This is a genomic window from Pigmentiphaga humi (assembly GCF_900606115.1).
Classification (GTDB): domain Bacteria; phylum Pseudomonadota; class Gammaproteobacteria; order Burkholderiales; family Burkholderiaceae_B; genus Pigmentiphaga; species Pigmentiphaga humi.
On sequence record NZ_UWPJ01000023.1, the window covers coordinates 163521 to 180252 of the forward strand.

Here is a 16732-nt window from a genome sequence, read left to right on the forward strand (position 1 = left end):
GCATGGACGAGATTTTCGGCGAGCGCGCCAGCGTCGCGATAGCCATGCGCATCGAGGCGGCGCTGGCCGCCGCGCAAGCCTCGATGGGCATCATTCCGAAGGAGGCCGCCGCGGCCATTCGCGCCAAGGCCGACCCCGCCTATGCGCCCGAGGCCGTTATCCGGCGCCACGCGGCGAAAGTCGGGCACCCGCTGGTGGCCTTGCTGGGCGCCTGGTCCGAGCAACTGGGCGAGGAAGCCGCTCCCTACCTGCACTATGGCGCCACCACGCCGGACATCCGCCTGACCATGCAGATCATGCAGATGCGCATGGCGGTCGAACGCCTCGGGGCACGCATGCGCGCAGTCGAAGAGGAATTGGCGCGCCTGTGCCGCGATCATCGCGCGACGCCGATGATGGGACGGACGGTGGGGCGGCATGCGTTGCCGATCACCTTCGGCCTGAAGGCCGCGACCTGGATGCTCGAGAACCGCCGCAACCTGGACCGCCTGGACGGGTGGCTGGAGCGGACGAGCGCCGGCGTGCTGGCGGGCGCCGTCGGCACTTACGCGGCGCTCGGAGACCAGGGCTTCGAAGTCGAGCGCCGGACGATGGCGGAGCTCGGCCTCGGGGCGCCCGAACCCGCGGACTGGAAGGGAACGCGGGACAAGCACGCCGAATGGGGCAGCCTGCTCGCGATCACCGCCAAGAGCATGGCGCGGATGGCGCAAGAGATTTTCCTGCTGCAAGGCGACGACTTCGCCGAGCTCGACGAGGGCAATGAAGAAGTGGGGTCCAGCACCATGCCCCACAAATCCAACCCGCGCAAGGCAACGGCGGTCATCGGCTTGGCCCGCCAGGTCTGCCACGAGTCGGAGGTCTTGCTGGACTGGATGGTGTCCATCTACGAGCGGGACCAGATCAGCAACGACAGTTCGCTGGCTTCGATCGCGCACAACATGGACAGGCTGCTGGCCGCCGCCCACGGACTGCTGGCGGGGCTCAAGGTATACCCGGAGAATATGGCGCGCAACCTGGGCCGGACCGGAGGCCTGATCATGGCCGAGAGAGTCATGTTCGCGCTCGGCGAGCACGTGGGCAAGCATGCCGCGCACACGCTGGTTCGCGAGGCCGCGCTGGAGGCCCGCTCGTCCGGCATGCCGTTCGCCCAGGCCTTGCGCGGCCATCCGGGCATCGCACCGCACCTGGACTGCGATCGGATCGCCCAATTGCTGGATCACCGCACGTATCTGGGCATGGCGCCGCAGGCGGTCGGCCGTGCGCTCGACCATATCGAAGCGCGCAGGGCGGGCGAGCGGGCGGCGCAAGGTCCCCGCACATAGACGACACGGAGAGATATCCATGGAAGACACGACGCTCGAAAACGCCGGCCACGCCGCATGCCTGGTCCTTCCCGAACGGGGGCAAAAGCCCCGCGCCCAGGGCATTACCTCGGTCATCGATTTCGGCCCCGATACGTTCGGCTGGGGCGGCAGCGAATCCAGTTTGCGCGGAATGCTGGAGTGCGCCGCGCCCTACATCGACATGGCCAAGATATTCGCCCTGAATCCCCTGCTCGTGCCGCATCCGGTGATGCGCAAGGCGATCGGGTGCTACCGGAGCTTCGACATCGACGTGTACGCGGGCGGGATACTGTTCGAATACGCATGGCGCCGCAACGAGCTGGACGGAATGGTGAACCTGCTCCGCACGCTGGGCCTGGACGCCGTCGAGGTCTCCGAGAACTGCATCACCCTCGACCGGGACGAGCGCCGGCGCGTGATCGAGCGCCTGCAGGGGCAGGGCGTCCGGGTCGTGTACGAATTCGGCGCGAAGAACCCCGAGGCGCCGCTCGAACTGGACGAGTTGGCGCGCATCGTATCGGACATGAACGAGCTGGGAATCGGACACGTGACGCTGGAGCAGTCCGAGCTGGACCTGCTCACGGCCACCTCTCCCTCCGCGATGAACGATCTCAAGCAAAGCAGCTGGTTCGACGCGATCATGATAGAAGGCGATCCCTACCGTTTTCCGCAGCAGCACGCCTCATTGATCCAGGAGTTCGGCGCGAACGTCAACCTGGCCAATGTCACGCTGGGGCAGGCATTGCGCCTGGAAGGCCTGCGGCGCGGGGTGGGGCGGGCGGTAGGCTATTCGCTGTTCGCGCAGTTCGAGTAGTATCGCGGCTCGGGATCGCCTGTTGGGGGGCCGGCGGCAATGCCGCCGCGCCAGGTGCTCCCTTCATGGGGAACTCGGATGACCGTGGGTGTATTCGCGCTGGTCGGCGCGCTGACGATCTTTGCCTCCTTCCTGTCCGGCGTCTTCGGCATGGCGGGGGGAATGGTGCTGATGGGCGCGCTGCTCGTGCTCATGCCGGTGACCGCGGCCATGCTGATGCAAAGCGCCGCGCTGCTGGCGTCCAATGTCTGGCGCGCGGTGCTCTGGCGCTCGCACACGCACTGGGGGATAGTGGGGCGCTATGCGCTGGGGTCGGCGCTCGCTTTCGCCCTCATGCTGAGCATCCAGTTCGTTCCCAGCCGGGCAATGGTGCTGATCGTGCTGGGCCTGAGCCCCTTCATCGCGATCGCCATGCCAGCGCGCCTGGCGCCGCAGGCCGAGCGCCGCTTCGCCGCCGAGGTCTGCGGATTCATCTGCCAGATCATGCACCTGGTGAGCGGCGTGACCGGACCGCTGCTCGACATTTTCTTCGTGCGCTCCAACGAAATGGACCGCCGCACGGTCGTCGCCACCAAGGCCACCTGCCAGATACTGGGGCACACCTCGAAACTGTTCTATTTCGGCGGCGCCCTGGGGGTCGGCTCCCTGGCGATGCCGTGGTGGCAATGGGGCGGCATCGTTGCCTGCGCGATAGCCGGGACCTCGCTGAGCCGTTCGGTCCTGGACCGGATATCCGATGCGCAGTTTCGCCGCTGGACCAGGACGATCGTGCTGGGCATAGGCACGGTCTACCTGGCCCAGGGCGTGGCGTCGCTGCTGTAGCGCCGCTCTTGCCGCTCATCCCTTGTAGGTGGACACGCGCTCGTGGGGCACGGGCGGGGTGTACTCGCCCGCGGCGACCCGGAACGGAAGCCGGCTGCCCGGCGGGGTGGACGGGCACGCAACGAATGTGGACAGGGCGCAAGGGAACGACACGGCGCGATTGAAATCGAGCGCCTGCAGGGCGGCAAGCTCGTCGAGGTCGCGGAACTTGATGATTCTGCCGCCGCCGTAGGTTTCCTTGCCGTTGGTGCGGTCGCCGAAATGGACGTAGCAATAGTTGCTGAAATAGCCGGTGTCCTCGCTGCCGGCGCGGTGGCAGCTGACTTCGAGGCGGAAAGCCTGGCCTTCGATGGCGAGCGCGATGGTGCCGACGATGTAGCTGGCCTCGTAGACGCTGTCGTCCACGGTAGGCACATTGTGCAATTCGATGTCCGTTGCCGTGAATGTGGCCGGCACGATCCATTCTTCGCTGAGCGGGAAGGTCTCGATATCGTCGAACCGCTTGCGCGCGGCCTCTTCCGGGTCCCTGACGCGGACCCCGTAGATCGTCTCGTCGCGGGCGTTCACCCGGGTGATCGTCTCCACTTCGAGATCCCTATAGAAGAGATGCACGGCCGATCCCGTGCCGGAGTTCTTGTTGTAGCCGTGCGGAATACGGGTCGGTCCGGTCGCGTTCTTGCCATCGACCGTCAGGAACTCGCCTTTCGCGATGCAGTCCGGGTCGGGGCGGTAGTAGATCTCGCCATCCTCGAGCAGCCATTGTCCGCCGACGAATTCCGAAGTGAACGGCTCCCCTTCGGTCAGCCAGTCCTGGCTGACGACGGACAGGAAGCCATAAGGCCGGTTCAGATCGGCTATCCGGTCGTCATGCCATGTCTGCCATTCAGCGATGTATTTCTTTGAAAGCGCCATGAGTGCCTCTTCCGGTTGCGTGAGCGCGTGGGCGTCTGCGGGTTGAGTAAACTTTATAGGCCCACCCCCGCGTGCTACAAGAATCGTTTTTAGCGATCTGCGTTCTCATGAAGGCAACGCAATCCGCTTATCGTCCCCGGCCGCCATGCACGCCCTGTCTCCGTTCCTGCGCTATTTCGAAGAAGTCGCCGTCCAAGGTTCGGTGCGCCGCGCCGCCGAGCGCCTGCATATCGCGCCTTCGGCGGTCACGCGGCAACTGAAGGGATTCGAGGACATGCTCGGCGTCGCGTTGTTCGAGCGGCTGCCGCGCGGCGTGCGCCTGACGGAGGCCGGCGAACTGATGCTGGCCAGCGTGCGCCGCCTGCAGCACGAATTCGACTCGTCCCTCGTCCAGCTCGACGCACTGAAAGGCTTGCGCTGGGGGCGGGTCCGGATGGGCGTGCTGCAGTACTTGAGCGATCGTTTCATTCCGTCTTTCGTGGCCGAGACGAACCGGGCCCACCCCGGCATATCCTTCACGGTCCACATCGCCAATTCGGACCAGATCGCCGGTCTGGTCGAGGCCGGCGAACTTGACATCGGACTGTGCTGGACGCCTCCGCCGACGGCTCTGATACACCGGGTGCGCACGGTTCCCGTGGCCATCGGCGCGGTCGTGCCGGCCGGGCATGCGCTTGCCAGGCGGCGCAGCATCAGGTTTCACGAATGCGCACGCCATCCCTTGATACTGCCGACGGCGGAAATGGAACTCAGGCGCATGCTGGACGGCCTGCACAACGGCATGTCGGGCCGGGTGACGCCGCTGCTGGAAACCAATTCCATCTTCGCCATGCGCCAGCTCGTGCTGGACCGCACCGGCGTCGCGATCATGACGAGGATGTCGGTCCTCGACGAGATCCGGCGCGGCGAGCTGATCCACGTTCCCTTGTCCGACCCGCATGCGCGCTCGATGCAGCTCTCCCTGCTGGTCAGGGCGGGGCGCGCGCTGCCGATGGCCCCCGCGGCGCTGCTGGACCGGCTGGAAGCCCGCTTCGACGAATACGCGGGCATATGACGAGCGGCGTCTTCCGGCGCGGACAGTTCCTGGCGGCAGTGCCCGCGCCGCGGAGCTTCAGCCCAGGAACTTGCGTCTGACCGCTCCGACGTGGTTCTCCATGGTGCGTACCGCCTCTTCGCGGTCGCCGCGTTCGATATATTCGAGCAGTTCTTCGAGTTCGGCCACGTTGGCGCGTTCGGCCGCATCCACCTTGGGCCGGAACCACAGCAGCATGCACCGGTCGAGCAGCGAGGCGGCGATGTCGGCGAGCGTGCGATTGCCCGCCGCCGCATAGATCAGGTGATGGAAGCGCCGGTCGACTTCCATGCCGGCGGGATGGTCCTTGCGGCGGTAGTGCTCCCAGCCTGCCTCCACCAGCGCGCGCAATTCTTCAACGACCTCCGGCCGCATGTTGTCCACCGCGAGGCCGGTCAGGAACGGCTCGATCAATTGCCGCGCGGTCATGAGCTCGAGGAAGCCGTCCAGCGACTCGGCCTTGACCAGCAGGCCCTTGCGCGGAAGGATGTCCACCAGTCCTTCGCGGGCCAGCCGATGGGTGGCCTGGTGCACCGGGCTGCGGCCCAGGCCCAGGCGTTCGCAGAGCTGGGCCACGTTGATCTGCTCGCCGGGACGCAACTGGTGCGACAGGATCAGCTTCTTGACCGCCACGTACGCCTGCTCGCCGAGCGAGCGCGCGCCGACGTCATCGTTGGCGGGCTGGCTGGCGGGCGGGCGCACGGTCTTGGCGGTCTTCGGCATGCAATGGGACGGGGTAGGGGAGAGCGCCAGCGATTGTAGCCCTTCGCCCTCCCGTATCCGGCGGCAGCGCCGTGGGGCGCCGCGTCATTCCGGCTTGAGTCCGGCCTTCTCGATCGCAGCGCGGTATTGGTCGGACTGCTGCTGCAGGAAGCTGCGGAACGCTTCGGGGCTGCTGGGCTGGGGATCCATGCCCTGCTGTTGCAGCGTCTTGCGGACTTCCGGATCCGCCAGCGCCTGCACGAACAAGGCATTCAGGCGCGCCACCCGGTCTTGCGGCACGCCGGACCGCGTCAGCAGGCCCATCCAGGTCTCGGATTCGAAACCGGCCAGGCCTGCCTCGGCGAAGGTGGGCACGTCGGGCAGGACGGGCGACCGCTTGTCGGCGGAGATCGCCAGCGCCTTGAGCTTGCCGGCCGCCACATGCGGAGCGATCACGCCGATGTCGCCGAGCGTGGCATCGACTTCGCCGGACAGGACGGCCATGGTGGCGGGGGCCGAGCCCTTGTAGGGAACGTGCAGCATCTCCAGCCCGGCGCGCTGCTTGAACAGTTCGAAGCCGAGATGGCCCGAAGACCCGTTGCCGAACGAGGAAAAGCTGGCCTTGCCGTGTTGCGCCTTGGTCCAGGTCAGGAAACCCTGCAGGTCGCTGACGGGAACCTTGGGCGATACGACCAGCACGTGCGGGTTGGACGCCAGCCGTGTAATCGGCTGGAAATCCTTGTTCACGTCTATCGGCAGGTTCTTGATGAGATAGGGATTGATGATAAAGCTGGCGGCCATCATGAAAACGGTGTGGCCGTCGGCGGGCTTGCCCAACAGCGCCTGGGCGCCGATCACCGTGCCTCCGCCGGGCCGGTCCTCGATCACCACGGCGGTGTTGGCGGCTTTGCCCACGGCCTGGCCGAGTGCGCGCGCCAGCGCATCGGACGAACCACCCGCCGCATAGGGCACGATCACGGTCAGCGGTTGGGTGGGGAAAGCATGGGCAGCGGTTGCGAACATGCCCATGGACAGTCCCAGGGCGGCAAACAAGCTTTTCATGGGAACTCCTTGCAACGTTGAGGAGACGATATGGCCGGACACGCGGCAGGCCGGGCCCGCTGCGGACGGCGGGGACTACCGCGGCTTTGCGCTACTGGCGCCGAGACGCGCCTGTCCCTGGATTTCCACCAGGATCTCGGGCTTGGCCAGCGAGGTGACCTCGACTAGCGCGCAAGCGGGAAAATCGCCGGAGAAGAACTCGCGGCGCGCGCGCCACACTCCCTGATTGCCGGACATGCGGGTAACGAACACCGTCAGCGTGACGACGTCGTCGATATGCCCGCCCGCGGCTTCCACGAGGTGCTTGATCTTGGTGAAGATCACCCGCGACTGCTCGTACTCGTCGGCGCCGTCGATGGTATTGCCGTCATTGGCGCGCGACGTCAGGCCGGACAGGTAGAGGGAATCGCCCACCTGCAGGCAATTCGACCACAGGCCGGGAGCGGCTTCGGCTACGTGCGGAGAAGTGATGCGGATCTTGGCTGTCATGTCGTTCCTGGTTGATATATTTGTGATATTTCACAAATATATCAATAGGAGCGCCAAGGTGCCAGAGAAAAACGATGAGGGAAAACGACGACACCGCCTCGAGGGCGGTGTCGGAAGGCAGCGGCTGCGCCGGGCAGGGCAGCCGTATGGCGGGGCTCAGCCGGCGCGCGAGCCTTGCTGGAAGCCGGCGATCTGCTTGTAGTTGTCGGAGATCGCCTGCAGTTCCTGCTGGCTGATGAGGTCGTCGAGCTTGTCGAAGGGCTTGCCGCCGCTCAGTTCGTCGACCTTCATGATGATGTAGTCGGGCGGTACGGTGCGGTTGGTTTCCACCACCCGGGCCGTGGCCGGCCGGCGGGCGGACTCGTACTTGGCCAGCGCGGCGTCGGCATCGTCCGGGCTTGCCGCCAAGCATTCGGCCAGGGTCCGGGCATCCAGGATGGCCTGGGCCGAACCGTTGGAGCCGCGCGGGTACATGGGATGCGCCGCGTCGCCCAGCAGCGTGACGCGCCCGAAGGTCCATTGTCCGACCGGATCCTTGTCCACCATCGGGTACTCCAGGACTTCTTCGGCATCCTCGATCAGCTTGGCGACGTCGAGCCAGTCGAACTTCCAGTCCTTGAAGGTCTCCATGATGTCGGCGGCGTTGCCGGGCTTGTTCCAGTCGTTCATCTGCATGTCGGCCTGGCGCAGTTCGGCCACCCAGTTGATCAACTGGTTGCCCTGGCCGTCGACGTTGTCCACGATGGGGTAGATGACCATCTTGCCGGTATCGATGGTGCCGGCCCGCACGTAGCTCTTGCCGGTCAGGAAAGGCTTGCACTTGGTGACGCCGCGCCAGGTGTTGATGCCGCCGAAGGCTACCTGCTCGTCGGGGTAGAACTGGCGGCGGATCGCGGAGTTCACGCCGTCGCAGGCCACCACCACGTCGGCGCCGACCGGGGCCGGCGCCTGGCCGTCCGGCCCCGGGGCGAAATGCACGACGGCCTGGCCGCCTTCCTGCTCGATGCGCACGGCCCGAAAGCCCGTGTGCACCGCGTTTTCTCCCAGGCGCGCCACTGCTGCCCGGTACAGCACGCCGTGCAGCTTGCCGCGATGCATGCCCAGTTCCGGCACGTCGTAGCCCGCATGGCGGCCGCGCGGTTCGCTATAGACGAATTGCCCGTAGCGGTTGTAGAAGACGCTTTCCTCGTTCTCGATGCCCAGCGCTTCCAGCTCTTCCAGCAGGCCGAGCGCCGCCAGCTCCTTCGTGGCATGCGGCAGCAGCGTGATGCCCACGCCGATCTCCTTGACCACGGGCACCGCCTCGAACACTTCGCAGCCGATGCCGCGGCTATGCAATTGCAGGGCCAGCGTCAGGCCCCCGATTCCGCCGCCGATAATGGCAACTTTCATGACCACCCCTTCTTGGGACGTTGTGGGAAACGACAGTTCAGACACCTTCGATGCTACCAATTTTATCGTTAGTGTACTAACAGTAAATCATCAACTATGCTTCGTCAACATCCTGACCAGGCCTTTCAGCAAGGTAGCCACATGACCGCCGCATCGGAAAAGCTGTCCGCCCTCTACTGCCGTCCCGGCTTCCTGCTGCGGCGGCTGCACCAGGTGTCGGAAGCCATTTTCGAGGCGGAATGCGCCGCCGCCGGCCTGACCCCGACCCAATACGGCGTGCTGTTCGTACTCGATGTATTCGGCAGCCTGGACCAGACCTCGGTCGCCCGCCACCTCGGGCAGGACAAGGTGACCGTCATGCACGTCATCAAGCTGCTGGCCTCGCGCGGCCTGCTCGACCGGGCGCGCAACGAAGCGAATAAGCGCCAGATGATGGTGCGGCTGACCGCGGAAGGAAGAAGGCAGTTCGTCGCCGCGGGCTCGCAGGCCAGGCGCGCGACCACGCGCATCCTGAAGGTGCTCGAAGACGATGAGCAGCAACAGCTCATGCGGCTGCTGGCGAAATGGCACGGCGCGCTGGCGCCGGATGCGCGCATTCCGCTGGAGATCGTCTGGCGGGGCGAGAGCGGGGGGCAGGCGGGTTAGCGCGAGGCCGGACCGGCAGCGGAGAAATCGATTATCATTGCGGGCCTGTGGCACGCCGCGCCGCTCAGCCGGCGCCGCCCCCGCGTAGGGAGGCGGACCGCGTGCACCACCGGAGGCGTGGCAGAGTGGTCGATTGCACCGGTCTTGAAAACCGGCAACGGGCAACCGTTCGTGAGTTCGAATCTCACCGCCTCCGCCAGGATGGATTCTCAGCGGTTCCACGCGATTCCGTCCTATGCTAGAAAACCCCCGAAATCTCACGGTTTTGGGGGTTTTTCTTTTCTTGCCCGTTCTATCCCGCCTCGCCACAATCCACGCATCGAATGGGGGTGAAGAAGGGGGTAGGGCATGGCAAGGTAGTTGCACCGGCTTACGGCCGTCAAGATCAACAAGTTGCTCGAACCAGGCCAGTATCCGGATGGCGGTGGGCTCTATTTTTAGATCAGTCAATCCGGCTCGCGGTCCTGGATCTTCAAGTTCATGCTGGCCGGCCGCACGCGGGAAATGGGCCTGGGCGCGCTGTCGATTGTACCGCTCGCGCAGGCACGTGCCGAGGCCGTGAAATGCCGCGTGCTGCTCAAAGACAAGATCGACCCCATCGAGGCCAGGAACGCCGAGTGTAAGGCAGTAGAGACGGCGGCCGCCAGGTCATTCAAGATAGCCGCGATCAGCTACATCGACACCCAGAGGCCAGGATGGAAGAATGCCAAGCTGCCCAGCAATGAGAGAACACGCTGGCTACTTATGGCTATCCGGTGATCGGCGCGGTGGATGTGCGCGAGGTGAGCACCGAGCACATCAAAAGGATTCTTGAGTCGATCTGGATAAAGAAGCGAGAAACCGCCGCAAGGCTGCGCGGCCGACTCAAGCGCATTCTGGATGCTGAAAAGGCGCAAGGGAATCGGTCGGGAGAGAACCCGGCTCGGTGGTGCGGGCATTTGGATCTCATCCTTCCCAGACAGAACCGAAAAAGAATATCCGCCATTACCCCACGCTGCCGGTGGCAGGAACTACCGGAGTTTGTGTCCAAGCTCGTGAGGCAGCCCGGACGCGCCGCCAGGATGCTGGAGCATTTGATCCTGACGGGGGCGCGTATGCAGGAGGTAATGCACAGCCAACCCGAGGAGTTCAACCTCAAAAGCAGGGTGTGGATTGTGCCGGGTGACCGTATGAAGATGGAGCTGCCGCTACGCGTGCCACTGACGGACCGCATGATCAATCTGGTGACCGTTGCGATGGCCCAGCAGCGCGATGGCCGCATTGATCGCGCCCTGCACGTCGCCGAACTGGTTGGCGATTTCCTGAGACAGATCGCGGGCCTCTTCGGCGGCATTCTTCGCGGCCAGCGCCTCAGCAGCGCTCGCGGCGGCATTGGTGGCTTGATCGTTGTAATCGTCATCGGAGACGACGGGGTTGCCGGAGCCGTCGAAGATCAGCGCCTTGCGGGCGCGAGCGGCGGCGTCGGGAAGCAGCGAAATGCCAGGGTCTGACGCTGGAATTCGGAGCGCGCGCACACAGGCGCCAGGACGAAGCCCAAGCACCTCTTCGACCTGCTGATCGATCATCGTCAGCTTGTCGAGTGCGCGCTCGTGGCTTTTGGCCGGGAACGGGTCGTTCTCCTGGTAGGTGGTCTCCTGCGTGGGAGGAACGATGCGCTCGAGGATGAGCGTGTCACCACTGGGCGGCGCGTCGAATGCCGTCACGCTGCCGCCGTTGGGATCGCCCGCGCCGGTCACTGGGTAATCGGTGACCCAGGGTCCAGGGCAGGATCGTGCCGTCCGCCTCGACCAGGCTTACTACCAAGTGGCCGGGTTCGATGAAGTAGAACGGACCAGGGAAGGTGAGGGAGGTGCCGTCGCCGGCGTGCGAAATGCGGGATTCGGTAGAGGAAACGGTCATGGCGCACCTTCGGGGGATGCGCTGTATGGTCAAGCGAGTTGGGGGCAGAGTTTTGCGATTAGACTTCCTCTCGTTTTGCAACAAGATCGGAGCGGGGGAACATGAAGTCGCCTGAGTTTCTACGAAAGCAAACTGAGTGGGTTCATTTTCATCGAAGCTGGCTCGGCTGGTGCATTTTTCTTGTCGGTGCCTCAATATCCGCGATCACTGCTCTAGTGGCCTCTCCGGCTGCGGCGACATTGCTTTTCGCAATAGCTTCGAGCATCTTTTTGTTCAGCCGACAGGACAGCCTGGCCAAGATTGGTGTGTTCGGGGTCAGCGCGGAATACCGTGAAAAGCTAAACAAAGAAATTGATAGGGTTCGTGCCCTGACGCGTTCGCTCTCTAGGGTTCTAGACGCTGACTTGGTGAATCATTCCGCCGGCATCTACGGGAGCTGGGACTCAGCAGTCGACACTTACGAGTCATTGCATTCACTGCTCGCTGTTGAAGGTGAAGCCGATCCCATGGCAGTGCTATTCCCAAGCTTCTTCAATCAGTTTGTCTATCGCGCGTACGCGGCCATAGCGATGGATAGGGTCGTTGACTCTCTCAGTGGGGCCCTGAAAGATGCTTGCAAGCAATCTGAGAACGGACTACCTACATGCAACGGAGAGCACGTATTCCTATCTCCAGAAGGTGAGCCAAATTTAAGCGTAACTTTCTTCGGGTCCAGATTCATATCGCCGCCGCAGGAGAGCTTTTCCTCTCTCGATGAGTATCGACGACACATGGAGAAGATCATCGACGATTTGGAGTCGAACATCGTTTCGACTAGAATAAAAGCGGCGATGAAAAGAGAGATATTCGATTTAGTTGAGCTTCTAAGGGTAGCCTTTGATTCCGGCGACCTTAGGCAGGTGGAGAAAATTATTCAGATGACTAGACGCGACGGCGGCTAGCTGTTCGTGAGTATGCAGCCGAGTTACGTGGCTTACGCTTGCCTCGGCATGGCGCCCGAAAAAGTGGGCGACCGGTCAACTGGCCAGTGGTACATCAGGGGTACCACCGCCCGGCGCTGCGCCAACCTCAATTGGCGCCAGATCTGCTGCTTCAGCTTGGGCTGCCCGAAGGAGGGCAGGAATACGACGTTGCCTTGCCTCCTGAGAGGCTGTGTGTTAGCGTCCATGCGTGGAAAGTTCCTATTGACTTGGGTTCTGACTACATACAATGCCTCGCAGGTTGCCGCCAGCGGGGCGTTTTCTTTTTCGGCCTTATCGACCGTCTGGACCAAGCTTGCCAAAACGGCTGAGCAAGACAAGGCTTCATTTCCGAGGGAGAAATTCACTTTTCTGAAGTGAAATTCCGGGCTGTTTTTTGTCGGTTTCATGAGACAAATCCATAGGTTCCGGGTCAGGGAAGGACCGTGTTGCCGATTCTGATGCGGGCCGAAGCCGGTGTCTTTGTGAAACGTTTCATGTGCAGATTTCCGAGGGGCCAGAAATTGTGTGGGCAGTATGGCATCGTCGAGTGCTGCGCCTGGAACGGTTCATTGTTTTGGCGCGTCATGATGTGGGGGCCTCCGTCGGGTCGGTGGGTTGAGTGCCGTCTTCGCTAGAAATCGTAGGGTCATCGCTGGCCGAAGTCATGTGAATTGATTCGCTTGACATGGGCAACCGGCCGGGATTCGAACGGTTTACGGTGGCGGATTGCAAGCCGGCTTCGATCAAGATGATCAGCTCGGCGTTCATGCTGCGGCGGTTGCGGGCGGCCTGGGCTTTGAGGCGGGCGCGCATGCCACCGGGGAAGCGAAGCATGAACTTGTCGTCGCTGCGACTCATGCCACTTCCTCGCGCGTGAGCAGCGGCAACACGCTGGATGCCCACTTGACCTGTTGGATAAGCACTCCAGAACCGTGTTTCTTGCCAGTGTCATAGATGCGGGCAAACGCCTGGCCGGCTTCCAGTGCTTCCCAGTCGTCGCCGCGCTTGGCCTGCAGGCCGGCTTCGGCCAGCAGCAGGTTCATCTTCCGACCCGATACGCCGCCCATCATCTGAACCAACTAGGTGGGCGTGAAGTAGTGGGCCTCCTGGTTGGCGGCTTCCAGGTGCGTCTGCCCCAGCTTTTCCAGCAGGTTGATTTGCGTCACCGACTGCACGGCTTGGTTGGCGGCGATGGCCGCGGCGTTCTTGTCGCACCCGAGTGTCCGGGCGGCGCGGAACAGCGGCTGAAACGCCCTTGCGGCCTCGATCCATATCTTGGCCGGCGAAGGGGCCTGGTAGCTGCCAGTCTTGCGAATTTCGGGCAGGACTTCTTCGAACACCCAGCGCTCGAACTTCTCGGCGGCGGGAAGCTGGCTGTTCACCACGAGGCGGAACAGATCGGGTTCCGAGATGATGCGGGCTTCCGTAAGCACCCGGCAAACCCATCTTCTCCTTAACGAGGCGAGAAACTAGCGTCCACGTATTTAGGTGGACACCATGCCGAAGACAGAATTAGCACCGATAAGACAGCGCCGCTCTTATCCCAAGACGTTGAAGGCGCGGATCGTACCATCAGCATCGAGCCGGTGGCGATCCTGGCCAGCGCGACGTCCTGCCGCGCACCGCCGGCCGCGATACTGGTTTGTGGTTAGCATTGCCTTCGCTATGCATTCGCATGCCATCTTCGGATGCGTTGGCATGTGCGTTCGCTTTGCGTTGGCTTTGCGAATTGCCCTGCCAACGGCGTGCGGCAGACGTGCGCGCTTTATCCGATTTCTCCCGGTATTTGGCGATCTCTTCTTCGCACCGGGAATGCAGCCAGCCCTCATCGGTTCGCTGGAAGAGCTCCTCCAGGATGATGTCCACGGCCTTGCGTTCGGACGGCGCGGCGGCCCGGACCAGGCGATACAGGGCGCGCTTCTCGGCGGGGAGGCGCTGCTCGTGCAGGTAGTAGAGGTCGAGCAGCCGGCGATAGGCGCCGTCCTCGAGCATGGACAGGTGGGCCGTGTTCTTGGCGTAGTCGCCCAGGTGGTGGTTGTAGCTGATCATGTGGCTGCCTGTCTATAAAACGCAGGTGGCGCATCTGGCATTACCATCTCAAAGAAATTGTGAGGAGAGGCGGGTATGAAGATTCTTCGAAACGGGCACAACAAATTCCACGGGGTATCAGAGATTTCTTGCGAGCATGAGGCGCGCGTGTCGTTTGATCTTGGCTCCGCGGATTCCCCGGAAATCCATCTTGCGCTGTCGCCGACCCTAGATCCTGCGTTGCAGGGCGAATATCGGCACGAGGTGGTTCTAAGCATGGTGGACATCGCCGCCATACTGAGATCGCTGTCCGAGTCGGGACCATTCTCCGCAGCCGCGGAAATCGGGAGCGCTTTGGCATCGTCCAAAGAGCACTTGGTTCGCCTTTTGGCTCTTGCCTCCGGTCTCGGGGTAGACCCGCCGCGGACACGCCAGGAACGTCGCGAGGAGGCTGGTAGCGATCTCATGCTGAGGATGAGCGAATCGGCCGATAGAATGGCTGGCGCCGCAGCTAAGGCATTGCGCAATGCTGAGGAAAAGCGCTGATCGGCATGCGTCATTTCGTTGTCTCACACGCAAACCCTTGCCGCAGTGCAGGAAACCGCTCTGCCGCCCGGGGATCGGTATCCAGCTCGCGCCGGCTCTCGATCTCGCAGCGTCGGCACAGCGCATCGCGGGCGGCCTGTTCGTTGTCGGCGCCGAGGTAGCGCTGGAACGCCGGGTTCCGGCCCATCAGGGCCGCGGTGGTGGATGTTCGCTGGGTCATCGATGGCCCTATTCCCAGGCCTCTTGCCTGGCCTGCAGATACTTGAACGCCAGGCTTTCCACAGTCATCTGTTCGGCCTGATCGACCACGCCGGCATCGGTGGGGGCCAACTGAAAGCCGAGCGCCGCCATGAGCTGGCAGGCGCGCTCCACGTCTTCCTTGGCGCGACTGATGGTGCTGGGCGAAACGTCCATGAAATCGGCTGCACGCTCTTGCGTGACTTCGGCAAGCCGCTGCAAGACCTCGGCGTAAAGCCGTGCACCGATCTTGCGGGTGCTTTCAACGTCGGCGGGGGACACTGGCTGCATGGACATCACACGCTTTCTTTCATATGCACATCCCACAATCGACGCGTCCGACGTCCGGCAGGACACTGCCCCTTTTGGAGGGAACGGTTATGCGTTTCGGGGACTGGATCGAACAGGCCGAGAGCGTGGGCGTGCCGCGGGCAGAGATCGCCGCGGCCATCACCGTGCAGCCGCTGCTGCACGTGGCTCGGATCATTGCGCGGCAGGAGATCAAATCGCCGTCCAAGCGCGCCGTACTGGACGTGTTCGGCCAGCTCGAGCGCGAGCAGCGCCGGGAGGACACAACGTCCCAGCTTGCTGCGCTGCTGCGGCAGATGGGCGAGAAGGGGGCGGGCATTAGCACACCCTTGGGATTGGCGAGGGCTCCATCTGGGCGGTACAACCGGTTTGGGCGACCAACCCGTAACCACCACCCAAAGGAACCCTCATGGCAAACAATCTGTTCATTTCGTACGACCTCATGGCACCTGGCCAGAACTACCCGAAGGTGACTGCTGCAATCGAGTCGCTTGGCGGCTGGCTGAAGGTTCACTACTCGCTCTACTACGTCCATACCAATCTCTCAGCGCAACAAGCAGCAGAGCACGTCTGGAAGTCCATGGATCGGAACGACAAACTAGTGGTCATCGACGCCAAGGACGCCTACTGGTTCAACCTTCCCGATCAGGTGACAACCGCGATCCAGCAACATTGGAACCGCTGACACCCGGCGTCAGGTCGCAAAGCCGGTTCGACCTGAACGGAAACCCGTCCACCTTCACCAGAACACCAAAGGCCTTGGCCACGAGGTGGACGGGCCACAAGCGCTAGGAGCGGTATTGTGTGAGTTTGGCATTACGCATGGTCCGTCTCCCCGCTGTGCGCGGGCTCGGGGGTGCCCGGCTCCCTTTCCGTACACTGGCGGATCCGACCCCAGCCAACCACGGAAAAGGAGCCTTTCATGGCCATGGAAAAGAAGGTGCAGGATACGAGGATCGACTGGTGTTCGTCACCGGCAACCTGTACGCAATGTCGGCAGTGATCATGGTTTTTCTCAACGCAGCCCCCGGCAAAGAACCGCTGCGGCGAGCGCTCGCAGACGCGGAAGAAGCGTGCGAAGCGATGGCCGTACTAGTCGCGTATCAGAGGATTTTCTGCGCGGCATGCGCCAGACGCTGGAGCGCTTTCATCAGGCTGCAGATATTCCGCCGGAACGCTGAAAATTTCCTTCAGGCGATCATGGCTGACGGCCACGAGGTGCCGCCGCTCCAGCTTGGCGGCGGGGTTCGGGATGTCCCGTGTTCGCTGTCGGATCAAGATCTGGCGCCCTCAGCGAACCATGGGCCGAGACGGGGCATCACGCATGGCTCGCCTCTTGCGGCTCGGGGTGGGTGGGGGTGATCGCGCCGGATGGGCGCAGGACGTCCCAGCGGACATCGGGGCGAAGGTCTTCCCAGCGCACGGCACCATTCGTCGCCAACTCAATCGCTGGGCAGAAATCAGAGCTGATGACCTTATCGCGCTTCAGCTAGTTGTC

General features: G+C 63.2%; 24 protein-coding genes, 1 tRNA gene and 1 pseudogene. 11 read left to right on the forward strand and 15 right to left on the reverse strand.

The features are described from left to right. Positions 1 to 2 precede the first annotated feature (2 nt). The 3 genes from PIGHUM_RS14585 to PIGHUM_RS14595 all read left to right on the forward strand — a co-directional run bounded on the left by PIGHUM_RS14585 (position 3) and on the right by PIGHUM_RS14595 (position 2979). The gene (locus PIGHUM_RS14585; protein WP_160142277.1) at positions 3 to 1322 is read left to right on the forward strand and encodes a lyase family protein; all 1320 of its coding nucleotides are present in this window, start codon (positions 3 to 5) and stop codon (positions 1320 to 1322) included. A 19-nt stretch (positions 1323 to 1341) separates the two neighbouring features. After that, the gene (locus PIGHUM_RS14590) at positions 1342 to 2157 is read left to right on the forward strand and encodes a phosphosulfolactate synthase (protein ID WP_124080294.1); all 816 of its coding nucleotides are present in this window, start codon (positions 1342 to 1344) and stop codon (positions 2155 to 2157) included. A gap of 78 nt (positions 2158 to 2235) precedes the next feature. Beyond that, positions 2236 to 2979 (forward strand): sulfite exporter TauE/SafE family protein, encoded by a 744-nt coding sequence (locus PIGHUM_RS14595; RefSeq protein ID WP_124080295.1) that lies wholly within the window; start codon positions 2236 to 2238, stop codon positions 2977 to 2979. A 15-nt stretch (positions 2980 to 2994) separates the two neighbouring features. Here PIGHUM_RS14595 and PIGHUM_RS14600 read toward each other — a convergent pair whose 3' ends face one another. After that, positions 2995 to 3891, reverse strand: coding sequence for a DUF1684 domain-containing protein (locus tag PIGHUM_RS14600; RefSeq protein WP_124080296.1), 897 nt, complete (start codon positions 3889 to 3891; stop codon positions 2995 to 2997). Between the two features lie 145 nt (positions 3892 to 4036). Between PIGHUM_RS14600 and PIGHUM_RS14605 the strand changes: the two genes are divergently transcribed. Then, a complete protein-coding gene (locus tag PIGHUM_RS14605) occupies positions 4037 to 4945 on the forward strand; it encodes a LysR family transcriptional regulator (protein ID WP_124080297.1) in 909 nt (302 codons plus the stop codon). Positions 4946 to 5002: 57 nt separating this feature from the next. Here the strand turns inward: PIGHUM_RS14605 and PIGHUM_RS14610 are convergent, their stop codons facing one another. From PIGHUM_RS14610 to PIGHUM_RS14625, 4 genes are all read right to left on the reverse strand, one after another. Then, on the reverse strand, positions 5003 to 5686 hold the full coding sequence (locus tag PIGHUM_RS14610) for a GntR family transcriptional regulator (RefSeq protein WP_124080298.1): 684 nt from the start codon (positions 5684 to 5686) through the stop codon (positions 5003 to 5005). Between the two features lie 84 nt (positions 5687 to 5770). Then, a complete protein-coding gene (locus PIGHUM_RS14615; protein WP_124080299.1) occupies positions 5771 to 6727 on the reverse strand; it encodes a Bug family tripartite tricarboxylate transporter substrate binding protein in 957 nt (318 codons plus the stop codon). Between the two features lie 75 nt (positions 6728 to 6802). Further along, positions 6803 to 7216 (reverse strand): RidA family protein, encoded by a 414-nt coding sequence (locus PIGHUM_RS14620; RefSeq protein WP_124080300.1) that lies wholly within the window; start codon positions 7214 to 7216, stop codon positions 6803 to 6805. A 156-nt stretch (positions 7217 to 7372) separates the two neighbouring features. Further along, complete coding sequence (locus PIGHUM_RS14625) at positions 7373 to 8608, reverse strand: flavin-dependent oxidoreductase (RefSeq protein ID WP_124080301.1); 1236 nt, start codon at positions 8606 to 8608, stop codon at positions 7373 to 7375. A 141-nt stretch (positions 8609 to 8749) separates the two neighbouring features. On the opposite strand from PIGHUM_RS14625, the gene PIGHUM_RS14630 reads away from it, so the two are divergent. The 4 genes and pseudogenes from PIGHUM_RS14630 to PIGHUM_RS24435 form a co-directional block, all read left to right on the forward strand. Next, entirely contained in the window at positions 8750 to 9253 is a 504-nt protein-coding gene (locus tag PIGHUM_RS14630; protein ID WP_160142278.1) for a MarR family winged helix-turn-helix transcriptional regulator, read from the forward strand. 111 nt (positions 9254 to 9364) lie between these two features. Beyond that, a tRNA-Ser gene (locus tag PIGHUM_RS14635) sits at positions 9365 to 9452 on the forward strand. A 281-nt stretch (positions 9453 to 9733) separates the two neighbouring features. Beyond that, a complete protein-coding gene (locus tag PIGHUM_RS24220) occupies positions 9734 to 10012 on the forward strand; it encodes an integrase arm-type DNA-binding domain-containing protein (protein WP_246013193.1) in 279 nt (92 codons plus the stop codon). A 23-nt stretch (positions 10013 to 10035) separates the two neighbouring features. Continuing rightward, positions 10036 to 10131, forward strand: a pseudogene (locus PIGHUM_RS24435) (hypothetical protein); the annotation flags it as partial. A gap of 309 nt (positions 10132 to 10440) precedes the next feature. On the opposite strand, the gene PIGHUM_RS24225 reads toward PIGHUM_RS24435, so the two are convergent. Together PIGHUM_RS24225 and PIGHUM_RS14645 are read right to left on the reverse strand one after the other, a co-directional pair. Then, positions 10441 to 10956 carry a hypothetical protein gene (locus tag PIGHUM_RS24225; protein ID WP_246013195.1) on the reverse strand — a complete coding sequence of 172 codons (516 nt, stop codon included), beginning with the start codon at positions 10954 to 10956 and terminating at the stop codon, positions 10441 to 10443. Beyond that, positions 10925 to 11152, reverse strand: coding sequence for a hypothetical protein (locus PIGHUM_RS14645; protein ID WP_124080303.1), 228 nt, complete (start codon positions 11150 to 11152; stop codon positions 10925 to 10927). The genes PIGHUM_RS24225 and PIGHUM_RS14645 overlap by 32 nt, the downstream gene beginning before the upstream one ends. A 101-nt stretch (positions 11153 to 11253) precedes the next feature. Here PIGHUM_RS14645 and PIGHUM_RS14650 point away from each other — a divergent pair, with 101 nt between their 5' ends. Continuing rightward, entirely contained in the window at positions 11254 to 12093 is an 840-nt protein-coding gene (locus PIGHUM_RS14650; protein WP_124080304.1) for a hypothetical protein, read from the forward strand. A gap of 32 nt (positions 12094 to 12125) precedes the next feature. Here PIGHUM_RS14650 and PIGHUM_RS14655 read toward each other — a convergent pair whose 3' ends face one another. The 5 genes from PIGHUM_RS14655 to PIGHUM_RS14675 all read right to left on the reverse strand — a co-directional run bounded on the left by PIGHUM_RS14655 (position 12126) and on the right by PIGHUM_RS14675 (position 14163). Further along, complete coding sequence (locus PIGHUM_RS14655) at positions 12126 to 12521, reverse strand: hypothetical protein (RefSeq protein ID WP_124080305.1); 396 nt, start codon at positions 12519 to 12521, stop codon at positions 12126 to 12128. Positions 12522 to 12696: 175 nt separating this feature from the next. Further along, positions 12697 to 12972, reverse strand: coding sequence for an Arc family DNA-binding protein (locus PIGHUM_RS14660; protein WP_124080306.1), 276 nt, complete (start codon positions 12970 to 12972; stop codon positions 12697 to 12699). Then, positions 12969 to 13157 carry a hypothetical protein gene (locus PIGHUM_RS14665; RefSeq protein WP_124080307.1) on the reverse strand — a complete coding sequence of 63 codons (189 nt, stop codon included), beginning with the start codon at positions 13155 to 13157 and terminating at the stop codon, positions 12969 to 12971. Before PIGHUM_RS14665 ends, PIGHUM_RS14660 begins: the two co-directional genes overlap by 4 nt. 36 nt (positions 13158 to 13193) lie before the next feature. Then, entirely contained in the window at positions 13194 to 13547 is a 354-nt protein-coding gene (locus tag PIGHUM_RS14670) for a BRO-N domain-containing protein (RefSeq protein WP_124080308.1), read from the reverse strand. 139 nt (positions 13548 to 13686) lie between these two features. Further along, complete coding sequence (locus PIGHUM_RS14675) at positions 13687 to 14163, reverse strand: YdaU family protein (RefSeq protein ID WP_124080309.1); 477 nt, start codon at positions 14161 to 14163, stop codon at positions 13687 to 13689. 75 nt (positions 14164 to 14238) lie between these two features. On the opposite strand from PIGHUM_RS14675, the gene PIGHUM_RS14680 reads away from it, so the two are divergent. Then, positions 14239 to 14688, forward strand: coding sequence for a hypothetical protein (locus PIGHUM_RS14680; RefSeq protein ID WP_124080310.1), 450 nt, complete (start codon positions 14239 to 14241; stop codon positions 14686 to 14688). A gap of 10 nt (positions 14689 to 14698) precedes the next feature. On the opposite strand, the gene PIGHUM_RS14685 is transcribed toward PIGHUM_RS14680, so the two are convergent. Beyond that, positions 14699 to 14908, reverse strand: coding sequence for a hypothetical protein (locus tag PIGHUM_RS14685; protein ID WP_124080311.1), 210 nt, complete (start codon positions 14906 to 14908; stop codon positions 14699 to 14701). Between the two features lie 8 nt (positions 14909 to 14916). Further along, positions 14917 to 15222, reverse strand: coding sequence for a CII family transcriptional regulator (locus PIGHUM_RS14690; protein WP_124080312.1), 306 nt, complete (start codon positions 15220 to 15222; stop codon positions 14917 to 14919). A 421-nt stretch (positions 15223 to 15643) separates the two neighbouring features. Here PIGHUM_RS14690 and PIGHUM_RS14695 point away from each other — a divergent pair, with 421 nt between their 5' ends. Further along, positions 15644 to 15919, forward strand: coding sequence for a hypothetical protein (locus tag PIGHUM_RS14695; protein ID WP_124080313.1), 276 nt, complete (start codon positions 15644 to 15646; stop codon positions 15917 to 15919). A 633-nt stretch (positions 15920 to 16552) separates the two neighbouring features. On the opposite strand, the gene PIGHUM_RS24440 is transcribed toward PIGHUM_RS14695, so the two are convergent. After that, the gene (locus tag PIGHUM_RS24440; RefSeq protein WP_124080439.1) at positions 16553 to 16723 is read right to left on the reverse strand and encodes a YdaS family helix-turn-helix protein; all 171 of its coding nucleotides are present in this window, start codon (positions 16721 to 16723) and stop codon (positions 16553 to 16555) included. Positions 16724 to 16732: the final 9 nt, after the last annotated feature.